Source organism: Pseudomonas sp. GL_091 (assembly GCF_057837725.1).
Genome location: NZ_CM174451.1, coordinates 886,352 through 901,768, shown reverse-complemented (window position 1 = coordinate 901,768; position 15,417 = coordinate 886,352). Strand labels below are relative to the sequence as shown.

The window sequence follows — 15,417 nt, the reverse complement described above, 5'->3', positions numbered from 1 at the left end:
ACTGCCTGAGTCAGGCTAGATCCACCCACCCCACTGCAAAAAGAAGATCCCGATATTGGTGGTGACCGCCGCCATCAGCGTGGTGATCACGATAATCGCCGCCGCCAACTCGTGATTGCCGTCTGCCGCCCGGGCCATGACGAAACTGGCAGCGGCGGTCGGGCTGCCGAAGTACAGGAACAGAATCCCCAACTCCGCCCCACGAAAGCCCCACAACCACGCCCCCAGTGTCGCCAGTACCGGCAAGCCGATCATCTTCACCAGGCTTGAACTCAGCGCCATGTTGCCGCTTTTTCGCAGTGCCGCCAGGGACAGCGTGCCGCCGATGCAGATCAGCGCCAGCGGCAAGGTGGTTTGCGCCAGGTACCGGCCGGAGGTCTCCAGCCAGCCGGGCAAGCCGATCTGGAAATAGGCGAACGGGGCGGCCGCAATCACGCTGATGATCAGCGGGTTGCTGAACACGCTTTTGCAGATGCTCCACGGATCGGACTTGATCACCGGGCTGTACACCGCCAGCACGATGGTCGAGAGGGTGTTGTAGAACAGGATCACCAGCGCCGCGAGGATCGCCCCGAGGGAAATCCCGTAATCACCGTACATGCTTGCCGCCAGCGCCAGGCCGATGACCCCGTTGTTACCGCGAAAGGCACCCTGGGTGTAGATCCCCCGATCTTCCCGCGGGCACTTCCAGATCGCCCATCCCCAGGCGATGGCAAAACACACCAGGGTCGCGAGGGAGAAATAGATCAGCAGCGCCGGCTGCAACGCCGCGTGCAGGTCGGCATGCAAGATGCCCAGAAACAGCAACGCCGGCATGGTGACGTTGAACACCAGGGCCGACGCGGTGTGGATGAAGTTGTCGTTGATCCAGTCGATGCGCTTGAGCAGCACACCCAGAAACAGCATGGCAAACACCGGCGCGGTGATGTTCAGGGTTTCGAGGAAAATTGCCAGCATGCCGGGGGTAACCTTGGGGTGGGTGTCGTTAGTTAGCTAATGATAAGCCACTGGACACATCGGCGCCTGCTAGATCGCCCTCTTGAACGGGCAATGAAACACATGTGGCGAGGGAGCTTGCTCCCGCTGGGTCGCGAAGCGGCCCCAAAAGATGGGACTGCTACGCAGTCCAGCGGGAGCAAGCTCCCTCGCCACAGTCTTAAGTGATCGGCGCCGGGTTGAACAGAGTGATGTCGTTATGCAGCTTGTGCTGCTCGGCCCAGGTCTGTTTCTTGCCGCTGGCCACGTCCAGGTAGTAGTGGAACAACTCCCAGCCCAGCTCCTCGATCGATGCACGGCCGGTGGCAATGCGCCCGGCGTCGATGTCGATCAGGTCCGGCCAGCGTTGCGCCAGTTCGGTCCGGGTGGACACCTTCACCACCGGCGCCATGGCCAACCCGTAAGGCGTGCCGCGACCGGTGGTGAACACGTGCAGGTTCATCCCTGCCGCCAACTGCAAGGTCCCGCAGACAAAATCGCTGGCCGGGGTCGCACAGAAGATCAGGCCTTTTTTCTTGAAACGCTCGCCAGGGCCAAGCACGCCGTTGATCGCGCTGCTGCCGGACTTGACGATCGAGCCCAGGGACTTCTCGACAATGTTCGACAACCCGCCCTTCTTGTTGCCAGGCGTGGTGTTGGCACTGCGATCCGCCTCGCCCTTGGCCAGGTAGCGGTCGTACCAGTCCATTTCCCGCACCAGTTCCTGGGCGACGTCCTGATTTTCCGCGCGGGAGGTCAGCAGGTAAATGGCATCGCGCACTTCGGTGACTTCAGAAAACATCACCGTCGCACCGGCCCGCAGCAGCAGGTCCGAGGCATAACCGAGCGCCGGGTTGGCGGTGATGCCGGAGAACGCATCACTGCCGCCGCATTGCATGCCGAGGATCAGCTCGGACGCCGGCACGGTTTCCCGACGACGTTGATCGAGCTTCTTCAAGCGCGTCTCGGCCAGCGCCAGGATCTGCTCGATCATCTCGGTGAAGCCGTGGCTGGAGTCCTGCAAGCGGTACAACCAAGGCTCGCTGAGATCCACCGAACTGTCGTTGTCGTGCATGACTTGCCCGGCCTGCAACTTCTCGCAGCCCAGGCTGATCACCAAGGCTTCGCCACCCAGATTGGGGTTGCGCGCCAAGTTGCGCACGGTGCGGATCGGGATGTACGCGTCGGTGGCGGTGATCGCCACGCCACAGCCGTAGCTGTGGGTCAGCGCCACCACGTCATCGACGTGCGGGTACTTGGGCAGCAACTCATCCTTGATGCGTTTTACCGCATGATCCAGCACCCCGGTCACGCACTGCACCGTGGTAGTGATGCCCAGAATGTTGCGCGTGCCGACGGTGCCGTCGGCGTTGCGATAACCCTCGAAGGTGAAGCCTTCCAGCGGTGCCTGCGCGGCCGGCACGTCGGTGGACAGCGGCAGGCTGTCCAGCGGTGGCGCGGTCGGCATGCGCAGTTGATCTTCCTTGACCCAACTGCCGCGGGGAATCGGCTGCAAGGCATAGCCAATGACCTGGCCGTAACGAATCACCTCGCCACCTTCGGGAATGTCTTCCAGGGTGACCTTGTGGCTCTGCGGCACGAAATCCACGGTAACCAGGCCGTCCGCAAACTCGGTGCCGGCCGGTACACCCTGATCATTGACCACGATCACTACGTTATCCCGCTCGTGCAGGCGGATGTAGCGCGGCGAGTCGGAATGTTCAATCAACTGCATGACGCCGCTCCTCAGGAATGCGCTTGAGACAATTTGCCAGGGGCTTCAGTACCGTTCGCTGGTGGCTCTTTGAGCACCACGCGTTTGATCGGGCCCACGATGACCAGATAGCTGAACACCGCGACCAAAGCGTTGCAACCGACGAACACCAGCGCCCACTTGAACGAACCGGTGGAGCTGATGATGTAGCCGATGACGATCGGGGTAGTGATCGAGGCGATGTTGCCGAACATGTTGAACAGGCCGCCACTCAGACCGGCGATCTGCTTCGGCGAGGTGTCGGAGACCACGGCCCAGCCCAGCGCGCCCACGCCTTTGCCGAAGAACGCCAGAGCCATGAAGCCCACGACCATCCATTCGATGTCCACATAGTTGCAAGCCACAATGCTGCTGGAAACCAGCAGGCCGGCAATGATCGGCGCTTTGCGGGCGAATGTCAGGGAATGGCCTTTGCGCAGCAGGTAATCGGAAATCACCCCGCCGAGCACACCACCGATGAAGCCGCAGATCGCCGGCAAGGAGGCGATAAAACCGGCCTTGAGAATGGTCATGCCGCGTTCCTGCACCAGGTACACCGGGAACCAGGTCAGGAAGAAATAAGTGATGGCGTTGATGCAGTACTGGCTCAGGTACACGCCCAGCATCATGCGGTTGGTCAGCAACTGGCGCACGTAGTCCCATTTCGGACCTTCGCTGCGTTTGGCCGAACCTTTGGCCTTGTCCTGATCCATGTCGACCATGCCACCATTGTCGGCGATGTGCTTGAACTCGGCATCGTTGATCATCGGGTGTTGGCGCGGGCTGTGGATAACTTTCAGCCAGATCAGCGAGAACACAATGCCGATCACGCCCATGACAATGAACACGTGCTGCCAGCCGAAGGTGAAGACGATCCAGCCCATCAGCGGTGCGAACAGCACGGTGGCGAAGTACTGCGCCGAGTTGAAGATCGCCGAGGCAGTGCCGCGTTCAGCGGTCGGGAACCAGGCCGCCACGATGCGCGCGTTGCCGGGGAAGGATGGCGCTTCGGCCAGGCCCACCAAAAAGCGCAGCATGAACAGCGCAACCACTGCGGTGGACATGCCGAACTCGCCGACATAACCCTGCAGCACGGTGAACAGCGACCAGGTGAAGATGCTCAGTGCGTAGATTTTTTTCGAACCGAAACGGTCCAGCAGCCAGCCACCGGGGATTTGCCCGGCCACGTAAGCCCAACCGAATGCGGAGAAGATGTAGCCGAGGGTAACGGCATCAATGCCCAGGTCTTTCTGCAGGCTGGAGCCGGCGATTGCGATGGTAGCGCGGTCGGCGTAGTTGATCGTGGTCACCAGAAACAGCATGAGCAGGATCAAATAGCGGACGTGAGTCGGCTTGGTCGATTGCATGTAGATGTACTCCCACTGATTATTTTTATGCGCGGGTGAATCTTTTGTGTCCCCTGTAGGAGCGAGCTCTGCTCGCGATGGTGGTCAACGATGACGCGGGGCATCAGGTTTACCGCCGCGACCTCAAGACCATCGCGAGCAAGCTCGCTCCTACAGGGGTGTTGCGTTACGAGCCGATGTAACTGGTCTTCACGACCGTGTAGAACTCTTGCGCATAGCGACCTTGCTCACGTGATCCATAGGATGAACCTTTCCGCCCACCGAACGGAACGTGGTAATCCACACCGGCGGTCGGCAGGTTGACCATCACCATCCCGGCCTGGGAGTGGCGTTTGAAATGGTTGGCGTACTTCAGCGAGGTGGTGGCAATGCCCGCCGACAGCCCGAACTCGGTGTCGTTGGCCATGGCCAGCGCGGCTTCGTAATCGGCGACGCGAACGATGTTGGCCACCGGGCCGAAGATCTCTTCCTGGCTGATGCGCATCGAAGCTTCGCTGTCGGCAAACAGGGTTGGCGCGAGGAAGTAGCCCTCGGTGTCGCACGTCACCAGACCACCGCCGCTGACCAGACGCGCACCTTCGGACTGGCCGATGTCGATGTACTTCATGTCCTGTTCAAGCTGAGCCTGGGAAACCACCGGACCAATGTCGGTGCCGGCTTTCAGCGCATGGCCGACCTTGATCGACTTCATGCGCTCGGCCATGGCTTCGACGAACTGGTCGTGGATGCCAGCGGTGACGATAAAGCGGCTGGAAGCGGTGCAACGCTGGCCGGTGGAGTAGAACGCGCTCTGTACCGACAATTCGACCGCTTGCTTGAGGTCGGCGTCGTCGAGAATGATCTGCGGGTTCTTGCCGCCCATTTCCAGCTGGACCTTGGCCTGGCGCGATACACAGCTGACGGCGATCTGACGACCGACGCCCACGGAACCTGTGAAGCTGATGCCGTCGACTTTCGGGCTGTGGACCAGTGCATCGCCCACCACACGACCGCTGCCCATCACCAGGTTGAACACACCGGCCGGGAAGCCTGCGCGGGAGATGATTTCAGCCAGGGCCCAGGCGCAACCCGGAACCAGGTCCGCGGGTTTCAGCACGACGCAGTTGCCGTAGGCCAGGGCCGGGGCGACTTTCCACGCAGGAATGGCAATCGGGAAGTTCCACGGGGTGATCAGACCGACCACGCCCAAGGCTTCGCGAGTGACTTCAACGTTGACGCCCGGACGCACCGACGGCAGGTAGTCGCCAGACAGGCGCAGGCATTCGCCGGCGAAGAACTTGAAGATATTACCGGCGCGGGTCACTTCGCCGATGGCTTCAGGCAGGGTCTTGCCCTCTTCCCGGGCCAGCAGGGTGCCGAGCTCTTCGCGACGGGCGAGGATCTCAGTACCGACTTTGTCCAGGGAATCGTGACGAGCCTGAATGCCCGACACCGACCAGGCCGGGAACGCAGCACGGGCGGCATCGATGGCGGCGCGGACCTGGGCCAGATCAGCCTTGGCGTAGTCGCCGATGGCATCGCTCAGTTCGGACGGGTTGATGTTGGTCGAATAGTCGCCACCGGCAACCCATTCGCCGTTGATGTAGTTATCAAAACGCTTTGAATCAGCCACTTGAAGGTCTCCTCACGCAAAAGGCCGCTGATTGCTCAGCGGCCTTACTTAATCGGATGTGTTACTGCGCGCCCTGCTTGTCGATCAGCGCGGCGAGCATTTCGTACTCTTCGCCGGTCAGATCGGTCAGCGGTGCACGCACAGGACCTGCGTCGTAACCGGCAATTTTTGCCCCGGCCTTGACGATGCTCACGGCATAACCGGCCTTGCGGTTACGGATGTCCAGGTACGGCAGGAAGAAGTCGTCGATGATCTTGCCGACGGTGGCGTGATCTTCACGAGCGATGGCGTGGTAGAAATCCATCGCGGTTTTCGGGATGAAGTTGAACACCGCCGAGGAGTAGACCGGCACGCCCAACGCCTTGTAGGCCGCGGCGTAGACTTCGGCGGTCGGCAAGCCACCCAGGTAGCTGAAGCGATCACCGAGGCGGCGACGGATCGACACCATCAACTCGATATCACCCAGGCCATCCTTGTAGCCGATCAGGTTCGGGCAGCGCTCGGCCAGACGTTCCAGCAGCGGCGCGGTCAGGCGGCAGACGTTACGGTTGTAGACCACCACGCCGATGTTGACCGATTTGCACACGGCTTCAACGTGGGCGGCAACGCCGTCCTGGCTGGCTTCGGTCAGGTAGTGCGGCAGCAGCAGCAGGCCTTTGGCGCCCAGACGCTCGGCTTCCTGTGCGTATTCGATGGCCTGGCGGGTCGAACCGCCCACACCGGCCAGGATTGGCACGCTGGTGGCACAGGTGTCGACGGCAGTCTTGATGATTTCCGAATACTCGCTGGCCGCCAGAGAGAAGAACTCACCGGTGCCACCCGCGGCAAACAGCGCCGAGGCTCCGTATGGGGCCAGCCATTCCAGACGCTTGATGTAACCCGCGCGATTGAAGTCGCCCTGAGCATTGAAATCGGTGACCGGGAAAGACAGCAGACCGGCAGAGAGGATGGACTTCAGTTCTTGTGGATTCATTATTCGAACACCCTGGATAGCGACGTTGTGTGAGAAAACCGTTCAGCTCGCGCTGAGGTTGTAGGTCATCGTACAACTTAAAATACAACCGTCAACTGCATTTCATCGCCAGTGCGGTTTTTGTGTAAAAAAGAAAGATCCACGGCGGCAAAGAAAGCCCAGAGCACAAGGGATTCAAAGGGTATTCGAGGACGATTCGAAAGAAAAATTTTCAGCAGTCTTTATGGCATCGAGCCGAAAACGATCCGTCAATCCAAGTCATACGTTGTCGTAAGCCGTAGTTGGACAGAGGGAAATCGCCACCGAACCGCTCGTCGCAACTGATATTTCTAACAGTTTCGAATGAGGTGACCGAGAGGGATAAGGGTCCTGCGAGACCCGGCTTCAGCCAGATACCTCAAACCCAGGGAGACTCATCATGACACTTTCAGCCCCCACGCTTGAAGGATTCACCAGTAACGTTGTAGAGCTATCGAAACTGAAGGACTCATTAAAAGTCCTCATCCCGAATTCGGCTACGATTTCCCCGCTGGACGACATCTGGGCTGCATTGGGGGAGAACGAAGAAACTCCCGACTGGTGCGGCGCCAAGGTCCAGGCCGGAGAATGGAATGATGAAACTGAAGACGTGGAAAGAAAACAGGACCTCAGGCTGGACGTGCCCAAGACAGCCTTGGAGAAATATCTGAAAAAAACAGTGACGCTGCGCTACCAAACCAGTGGGGAATCCAATTTGGTGGCCAGTTCATCTCCTCTTTCCTTGCGCATAGAACCGTAGTTCGCACCAGCTGGTCTCAGACCCGCTGCGCCTCAGCCTCTTCATGGGCATGACGCAACCGCTCACGGCTGTTGGTCAGGTGCAAACGCATGGCGGCACGGGCCGCATCGGAATCCTGGCGGGCAATGGCGTCGTAGATTTCCTCATGCTCACGGCTCAGGCGACTCATGTAGTGCTGCTGGTCGTCATGGGCCAGGCGCGCGGAATTCAGCCGTGTGCGTGGAATGATGCTGGTGCCCAGGTGGGTCATGATGTCGGTGAAGTAGCGGTTGCCTGTGGACAGCGCGATTTCGAGGTGGAAGGCGAAATCCGAAGCCACGGCGTCACTGGCGTGAGCGGCACTTTCATTCAACGCATCAAGGGCGGCGCGCATGTTGGCCAACTGTTCCGGACTGCGACGTTGCGCCGCCAGCCCGGCAGACTCCACTTCCAGGCTGATACGCAGTTCGAGGATCGCCAGTACATCGCGCAAGGTCACCACGGTCGCCGGGTCGATACGGAACCCGCTCGGGCTCGGCGTGTCGAGCACGAAGGTGCCGATACCGTGGCGGGTCTCCACTTGCCCTGCCGCCTGCAAACGGGAAATCGCCTCGCGCACCACCGTGCGGCTGACGCCATGGGCATCCATGATGGCCGACTCGGTGGGCAACTTATCGCCACGCTTGAGATGGCCGTCGCGGATCTGCTCGGACAGCACCGTCACCAGTTCCTGAGCGAGGCTGCGGCGCTTGCGTGGGAGGCGTGGTGCGTCGTTCGGGATTTCCATGGTGAACATCTGTCTCGAAAAATTCGGCGGCTGAAAGCGCATCATAGCGCAACGCGGTTGTACGATCACCTCACCCTTGTAGGAGCGAGCTTGCTCCGGGCGGCGCTCCGACGATGGAGGCTAACGATAACGCGTGTTTTCTGAATAAGCACGGCGCGTTCAAGTCCATCGCGAGCAAGCTCGCTCCTACAAGGAACCGGGATGTTTATGCAGTCACAGCCTGGTCCACCAGATGGCCATTCTCGATACGAATGTGCCGCGGGTGGAAGCGCTTCAGGCTGCTGCGATGGCCGACGCTGACAATGCTCAGCCCCGGCAACTCATCGATCAGCGCCTGGTACAACGACGCTTCATCCTCTTCGTCCATCGCCGAGGTCGCTTCGTCCATATACAGCCATTGCGGTGCATAAAGCAGCGCACGGGCAAAGGCCAGGCGCTGCTGCTCACCTGGCGACAACATGCGCTGCCAGTGGTTGGCTTCGTCGAGACGGGCAATCAGGTGTGGCAAGCGGCAGGTTTCCAGCACCTGCGCGTAGCGCTCGTTCGGATAGGTATCGCCGGGCTGTGGATAACTCAGGACATCGCGCAGGGTGCCAATCGGCAAATACGGTTTTTGCGGCAGGAACAGGTAGCGCGCCGATGGCAGGCGAATGCTGCCGTGACCGGCCGGCCACAGATGCCCCATCGCCCGCAGCAGGGTCGACTTGCCGCTGCCGGAGCGACCGCTGAGCATCACACGCTCGCCCTCCTTCACGGTCATGTCGGCGTTGGTCAGCAGGTGACGACCTTCAGCCAGGTCGAGGCCGAGGTTGTGCACCTTCAGCATCGAGCCCGAATTCTGTACGTCGATGGCCGGCGCACGCTCTTCGTTGTCACGCATGGCCTGATGGAAACTCAGCAGACGATCGCAGGTGGCGCGCCAGGAAGCGAGGCTCTGGTACGCACTGATAAACCAGCTGAAGCTTTCCTGCACGTTGCCGAATGCCGAGCTGATTTGCATCAGTTCGCCCAGTTCGATCTTGCCGGAGAGGTAACGTGGGGCGGCAACCATGAAGGGGAAGATGATGGCGGCCTGACTGTAACCGGCGGTGAAGAACGTCAGGCGCTTGGACACTTTCATGATGTCCCAGAAGTTATGCCAGACCATCCCGAAGCGGCTGCTCAACCGACGATTTTCGTTCGGCTCGCCGTTGTACAACGCGATGCTTTCGGCATTCTCGCGAATTCGTACCATGGAGAAACGCAGGTCGGCTTCGAAGCGTTGCTGCTGGTTGTTCAGGCCGATCAGGCGACGACCGATCAAATGCGTCAACCAGCTACCGACCACCGCGTAAACCAGCACGCACCAGAACATGTAGCCGGGAATGGTGATGCCGAATACTTCAATGCTGCCCGACACGCCCCACAGAATGATCGAGAACGACACCAGGCTGACGATATTGCGCAGCAGCCCGATACCCAGTTCAAGGGTGTTGGAGGTGAAGTTATTGAGGTCTTCGGAAATCCGCTGGTCCGGGTTATCGGTGTAACCGCCCTGCTCCAGCTGGTAGTAATTCTTGTCGGCGAGCCAGCGTGCAAAGTGCTTTTCGGTGAGCCATGCCCGCCAGCGGATCGTCAGCATCTGCGTCAGGTACAGCCGGTACACCGCGCCGACGATCGCCACCGCCGCAATCGCGCAGAAGTACAGGATCAGTTGCCAGAACGCGGCCTCGTCCTTCTTTTGCAGGGCGTTGTAGAAGTCCTTGTACCAGGTGTTGAACCACACCGAGATCCCCACGCTGATCAGCGACAGCGCAATCACCGCGATCAGCAGCGTCCAGGCCTTGACCTTCTCTTCACTGCGCCAGTAAGGCGTGATCATCGCCCACACTTTGCGAAAAAACTGCCCGCGCACGGCGTCGTTGACCGCGGAATACTCAGCGTTCTGATTCATGGATAAGGCTCGATAAAGAAAAGTACGCACACGAACCGATCATAGATGATCGGTTCGGTTTGTCGCGAGATACGGCCCGCATTCGTTCAGCGCAGGTTCAGCGACGAACGGGACGCTTCTGCAGTTTGCGCTGCAGGGTGCGGCGGTGCATGCCCAAGGCACGGGCCGTGGCGGAGATGTTGCCTTCGTGCTCGGTCAGCACGCGCTGGATGTGCTCCCACTGCAGGCGGTCCACGGACATCGGGTTTTCCGGTACCAGGCTGTCGAGGTCGGCGTGTTCGGACAACAGCGCCGCCAGCACGTCGTCGGCGTCCGCCGGCTTGCACAGGTAGTTGCAGGCACCACGCTTGATCGCCTCGACGGCGGTGGCGATGCTCGAGTAACCGGTGAGGATCACCACGCGCATTTCCGGGTCCATTTCCAGCAATTTGGGCAGCAGCACCAGGCCGGAATCGCCGTCCATCTTCAGGTCCAGGGCGGCGTAATCCGGCAGATCGGCCTTGGCCAGCTCCAGGCCTTCCTCGGCGGAACCGGCAGTGCTGACGCGAAAACCGCGGCGGGCCATGGCGCGGGCCATGACGCGGGTGAATGTGGCGTCGTCATCGACCAGCAACAAATGCGGCAGTTCTTCGCCTTCGACTTGGATCTCTTCACTCATGTTCGTCTCCTCGGGCGACACGGGGCAGGCGCAGCTCGGTGAGCGTGCCACCTTCCTCATGACTGTAGAGTTTCACTGAGCCGCCGGCGCGTGTCACGCTGGCCTTGCTCAAAAACAGGCCCAGGCCGAAGCCTTTGCCCTTGGTGGTAAAAAACGGCTTGCCGATTTGCTCGGCGATGGCCAGCGGCACACCGGCGCCATGGTCACGAATGCTGATGGTGAGGTTTTCCCAATCCCAGTCCAGCGTCACTTGCAGCCCTTCGGGGCAGGCATCGGCAGCGTTGTTCAACAGATTCAGCAAAGCCTGGGTCAGGTCTGGCGGCGGCGCCATGCGCGGTACTGCGCCCTGGCCAAGGCGCTGGAAGCGATAACTGGCTTCCGGGCGCATCAGGTGCCAGCGATTGAGGGCTTCATCAAGCCAATCGGTGACGTCCTGCATCTCCACCGCCAACCGGCGATTGGCCTCGGCGGCGCGCACCAGTTGCTGCAAGGTTTGCTTGCACAGTTTGACCTGATCCTGCAGCACGCTCAGGTCGTCCTGCAACATCGGATCATGATGATCCTGACGCATTTCCTTGAGTAGCACACTCATGGTCGCCAGCGGCGTGCCCAGCTCATGGGCCGCACCGGCGGCTTGGGTGGCGACGGCCAGCAGTTGCTGATCGCGCAGGCCTTCTTCGCGACGAATGGCGCGCAACTCTTCCTGGCGACGCAGCTCTTCGGCCATGCGTGCGGCGAAGAAGGTGATCACTGCGGCGGCAAGGGCAAAGCTCAACCACATCCCGTACACCTGCAGGTTTTCCCGAGCGATCGGGAAGGTTTGCAGCGGGTAGAACTGCGCCAGCAACAGCGTGTACATCGTCAGCGCGATACCCGACAGGATCACCGAATAACGCCATGGCAACGTCACCGCAGCGATGGTCAGCGGCACCAGGTAATAGGAGACGAAGGGGTTGGTCGAGCCACCGGAGAAATACAGCAGCGCACTGTGGATAAACAGGTCGCAGGCCAGTTGCACGGCGTATTCGAGCTCGGTCACCGGCCACGAGGTGCGCAGGCGAATGGCCGTGAACACGCACAGCAGCATTGAACAACCGAGGGTCGCAGCCAGTTGAAACCAGGGCAGCGGCAGCAATTCGAGCCAGTAGGCCAGGCCAACGGAACCGGCCTGGGCGGCCAGCACCAACGTGCGGATGAACGTCAGCCGCCAGAGGTTCTGGCGAGTGGCGGAAGTGATTTGAACGGGGGCGAGCATGAGCTCTCCTGATGAGCGCTCCAGGCGGATCGCAGGGAGTATAACCAAGCGCGGGGGCTGACAGGCAAAAGTGCGGCAAACGGCCACATGTAGGAGCTGGCTTGCCAGCGATGGACGTTAACAATAACGCGCGCATTCAGGATAAACGCGGCGCCCGCGACTCCATCGCTGGCAAGCCAGCTCCTACAAACAGCGAGCAGCAGCCATGCATCTGTATAGAAGTTGTAACTGTGCGAACCGGAGCATAAAAGCTAGAGTCTGATGGTTTCACGCAGGCCCGGACCATACCCCTGCGCACCTTTCAAGGAGCCTTCATGCACACATTCCGCCGCAGCGCCGCCCTCCTCGCCCTGAGCGTTGGCACCGTCGCCAGCCTCCCGGCCCTGGCCGCCGACGAGCTACATTACAACCAGATTTCCCTGCGTGCCGAAGTCAGTCAGGAAGTGGCCCGCGACCTGATGATCGTGACCCTTTACACCGAAGAACAGAACACCGACCCGGCCAAACTCGCCGCCGACGTCAGCACCACCTTGAACAAGGCGCTGGCCCGGGCCAAGCAAGTCAAGGACATCACCCTGCGTCAGGGCAGCCGCAACAGCTACCCGATCTACGACACCAAGGGCCAGAAAATCACCGGCTGGCGCGAGCGTGCCGAATTGCGCCTGGAAAGCTCGGACTTCGCGGTGCTGTCGAAGCTGACCGGCGAACTGCTCACCGACCTGAAAATGGGCGGCATGGACTTCGCCATCGCCACCCCGACCCGCAAGGCCAGCGAAGACGCCCTGCTCAAGGACGCCGTGACCGCCTTCAAGGCCCGCGCCCAGCTTGCGACTGATGCTCTGGGCGGCAAGAGCTACAAAATCGTCAACCTGAACCTCAACAGCAACGGTTATCCACAACCTTACCTGCGCGCGCCGATGATGATGAAAGCCGCCGCCATGGACGCCGCACCAGTGACGCCGGATGTTGAAGCCGGCACCAGCCAGGTCAGCATGACCGCCGATGGTTCGATTGAAGTGCTGATGCCTTGATTCGGTAGCCCCTGAACAAAAAACGGCGATCACTCAGATGATCGCCGTTTTTTTTGGGGTAGTTTTCAGGCATGAGCTATAACTGGAGAGTCCACCGGGAAAAGCCGGTAGTTGCACCGGGTGCAACTGAGATTGATTGGCCACTATCGGTGCAACAATAACCACTCTTATTCACGCCATACCCACCGCACAAAACGGGGTATAAATAAGTAACACCCCGCCCTGATCGGGAGCACCCAGCGCTCAGGACGCACCGTGAAAGTGCGTCGTTTGCACCGTAAAAATGCCGCGCAAACGGTTAAATGCGGCAGAATTTATACAAATGCGACATTAAGGTACGTTCGTACCACCGTTTAAGGCTTGTAGTCACTCTGGATCTTGCATTGGGTATGGCCCCTGCATAAGTATCCGCAGGCACGACTCACGAGGTCGTCCTCTAATTCCAAAAATGACAACAAATCATGAGGCCACCATGCTTAAACACGCGGTCATTCCGTTTTTAGTTGGCGCAAGCTTGCTAGCCAGCGCACCGTTCGCCCAAGCAGCGACTAACCTGGTGTTCTGCTCCGAAGGGAGCCCGGCCGGTTTCGATCCAGGTCAATACACCACCGGAACCGACTTCGACGCCTCAGCAGAAACCATGTTCAACCGCCTCACCCAGTTCGAGCGCGGCGGCACCGCCGTTATTCCTGGGCTGGCGACCAAGTGGGACATCTCCGATGACGGCCTGAGCTACACCTTCCACCTGCGTGAAGGCGTCAAGTTCCACACTACCCCGTATTTCAAGCCGACTCGTGAGTTCAACGCCGACGACGTACTGTTCACCTTTAATCGCATGATTAACAAGGATGACCCGTTCCGCAAAGCGTACCCGACCGAATTCCCGTACTTCACCGACATGGGGATGGATACCAACATCACCAAGATCGATAGAGTCGACGACCACACGGTCAAGTTCACCCTCAAAGACGTTGATGCCGCGTTCATCCAGAACATGGCCATGAGCTTCGCCTCGATCCAGTCCGCCGAGTACGCTGCCCAGCTGCTCAAGGAAGGCAAGACCGCCGACATCAACCAGAAGCCGATCGGCACCGGCCCGTTCGTGTTCAAGAGCTACCAGAAAGACTCCAACATCCGCTACACCGGGAACAAGGACTACTGGAAGCCTGACGACGTGAAGATCGACAACCTGATCTTCGCCATCACCACCGACCCGTCGGTACGTATCCAGAAGCTGAAGAAGAACGAGTGCCAGGTCACCCTGTTCCCTCGTCCGGCCGACCTGAAGGCGCTCAAGGAAGACAAGGACCTGAAACTGCCTGACCAGGCCGGTTTCAACCTGGGCTACATCGCCTACAACGTGATGCCAAAGGTCAAGGGGCAAACGGATGCGAACCCGTTGGCCGACCTGAAGGTGCGTCAGGCAATGGACATGGCGGTCAACAAGCAACAGATCATCGACTCCGTGTACCAGGGCGCCGGTCAACTGGCCGTCAACGCCATGCCGCCGACCCAGTGGTCCTACGACACCACCATCAAGGATGCGCCGTACAACCCTGAGAAAGCCAAAGAGCTGCTCAAGGAAGCCGGCGTGAAAGAGGGCACCGAGATCGTTCTGTGGGCGATGCCGGTACAGCGTCCATACAACCCGAACGCCAAACTGATGGCAGAAATGCTGCAGTCCGACTGGTCCAAGATCGGCCTCAAGGTCAAGATCCAGAGCTACGAGTGGGGCGAGTACATCAAGCGCTCCAAAGGTGGCGAGAACCAGGCGATGCTGATTGGCTGGAGCGGTGACAATGGTGATCCGGACAACTGGCTGAACGTGCTGTTCGGCTGCGACTCGCTGGAAGGCAACAACTTCTCCAAATGGTGCGACAAGAAGTTTGACGACATCGTCAAGCAGGCCAAGCGCACTTCGGACCAAGGCAAACGCACCGAACTGTACAAGCAGGCGCAACACGTCCTCAAGGATGCTGTGCCGATGACACCTATCGCTCACTCGACGGTGTTCCAACCCATGCGCGCCAACGTGCAGGACTTCAAGATCAGCCCATTTGGCTTGAACTCCTTCTACGGCGTCAGCGTCAGCAAATAAGGTTTTGCAACGGCGACGTTTCTGACGTCGCCGTTGCTTTATCTACCGAGAAAGCAGGAATTCGCCTACATCCAAATCCGCAGCTGACTACAGCATCGGGCGAGGACGCGTTGCCATTTCCTACGAGTCTTTAGGACTCTACGCATTTACTGCCGGACCCGTGGCTCATACCGTCGGGATCCGACCAGTGCATGCGTGGGTCATCGGTTACTGCTGCG

General features: G+C 59.8%; 12 protein-coding genes. 3 read left to right on the top strand and 9 right to left on the bottom strand.

All coding sequences use genetic code 11. The features are described 5' to 3' along the window. Positions 1-15: 15 nt before the first annotated feature. The 5 genes from AC3ITY_RS04015 to kdgD all read right to left on the bottom strand — a co-directional run bounded on the left by AC3ITY_RS04015 (position 16) and on the right by kdgD (position 6,680). Complete coding sequence (locus tag AC3ITY_RS04015; RefSeq protein ID WP_489307741.1) at positions 16-957, bottom strand: AEC family transporter; 942 nt, start codon at positions 955-957, stop codon at positions 16-18. Between the two features lie 199 nt (positions 958-1,156). Then, positions 1,157-2,710, bottom strand: coding sequence for a galactarate dehydratase (garD, locus tag AC3ITY_RS04010; RefSeq protein WP_489307740.1), 1,554 nt, complete (start codon positions 2,708-2,710; stop codon positions 1,157-1,159). An 11-nt stretch (positions 2,711-2,721) separates the two neighbouring features. Continuing rightward, positions 2,722-4,095, bottom strand: coding sequence for an MFS transporter (locus AC3ITY_RS04005; RefSeq protein WP_489307738.1), 1,374 nt, complete (start codon positions 4,093-4,095; stop codon positions 2,722-2,724). A 166-nt stretch (positions 4,096-4,261) separates the two neighbouring features. Beyond that, positions 4,262-5,707, bottom strand: coding sequence for an aldehyde dehydrogenase family protein (locus tag AC3ITY_RS04000; protein ID WP_489307737.1), 1,446 nt, complete (start codon positions 5,705-5,707; stop codon positions 4,262-4,264). 61 nt (positions 5,708-5,768) lie between these two features. After that, entirely contained in the window at positions 5,769-6,680 is a 912-nt protein-coding gene (gene kdgD / locus AC3ITY_RS03995; protein WP_007981458.1) for a 5-dehydro-4-deoxyglucarate dehydratase, read from the bottom strand. Positions 6,681-7,098: 418 nt separating this feature from the next. On the opposite strand from kdgD, the gene AC3ITY_RS03990 reads away from it, so the two are divergent. After that, the gene (locus AC3ITY_RS03990; RefSeq protein WP_489307735.1) at positions 7,099-7,458 is read left to right on the top strand and encodes a hypothetical protein; all 360 of its coding nucleotides are present in this window, start codon (positions 7,099-7,101) and stop codon (positions 7,456-7,458) included. Between the two features lie 16 nt (positions 7,459-7,474). Here AC3ITY_RS03990 and AC3ITY_RS03985 read toward each other — a convergent pair whose 3' ends face one another. The 4 genes from AC3ITY_RS03985 to AC3ITY_RS03970 form a co-directional block, all read right to left on the bottom strand. Further along, positions 7,475-8,224, bottom strand: a complete 750-nt coding sequence (locus AC3ITY_RS03985; protein ID WP_489307733.1) for a FadR/GntR family transcriptional regulator — start codon at positions 8,222-8,224, stop codon at positions 7,475-7,477. 205 nt (positions 8,225-8,429) lie between these two features. Then, the gene (locus AC3ITY_RS03980; protein WP_489307731.1) at positions 8,430-10,157 is read right to left on the bottom strand and encodes an ABC transporter ATP-binding protein/permease; all 1,728 of its coding nucleotides are present in this window, start codon (positions 10,155-10,157) and stop codon (positions 8,430-8,432) included. 97 nt (positions 10,158-10,254) lie between these two features. Continuing rightward, on the bottom strand, positions 10,255-10,815 hold the full coding sequence (locus AC3ITY_RS03975; protein ID WP_007973041.1) for a response regulator transcription factor: 561 nt from the start codon (positions 10,813-10,815) through the stop codon (positions 10,255-10,257). Next, a complete protein-coding gene (locus AC3ITY_RS03970) occupies positions 10,808-12,070 on the bottom strand; it encodes an ATP-binding protein (RefSeq protein ID WP_223454114.1) in 1,263 nt (420 codons plus the stop codon). The genes AC3ITY_RS03975 and AC3ITY_RS03970 overlap by 8 nt, the downstream gene beginning before the upstream one ends. A gap of 314 nt (positions 12,071-12,384) precedes the next feature. Between AC3ITY_RS03970 and AC3ITY_RS03965 the strand changes: the two genes are divergently transcribed. Next, on the top strand, positions 12,385-13,101 hold the full coding sequence (locus AC3ITY_RS03965) for an SIMPL domain-containing protein (RefSeq protein WP_489307728.1): 717 nt from the start codon (positions 12,385-12,387) through the stop codon (positions 13,099-13,101). A 472-nt stretch (positions 13,102-13,573) separates the two neighbouring features. Further along, entirely contained in the window at positions 13,574-15,199 is a 1,626-nt protein-coding gene (locus tag AC3ITY_RS03960; RefSeq protein WP_489307727.1) for an ABC transporter substrate-binding protein, read from the top strand. Positions 15,200-15,417: the final 218 nt, after the last annotated feature.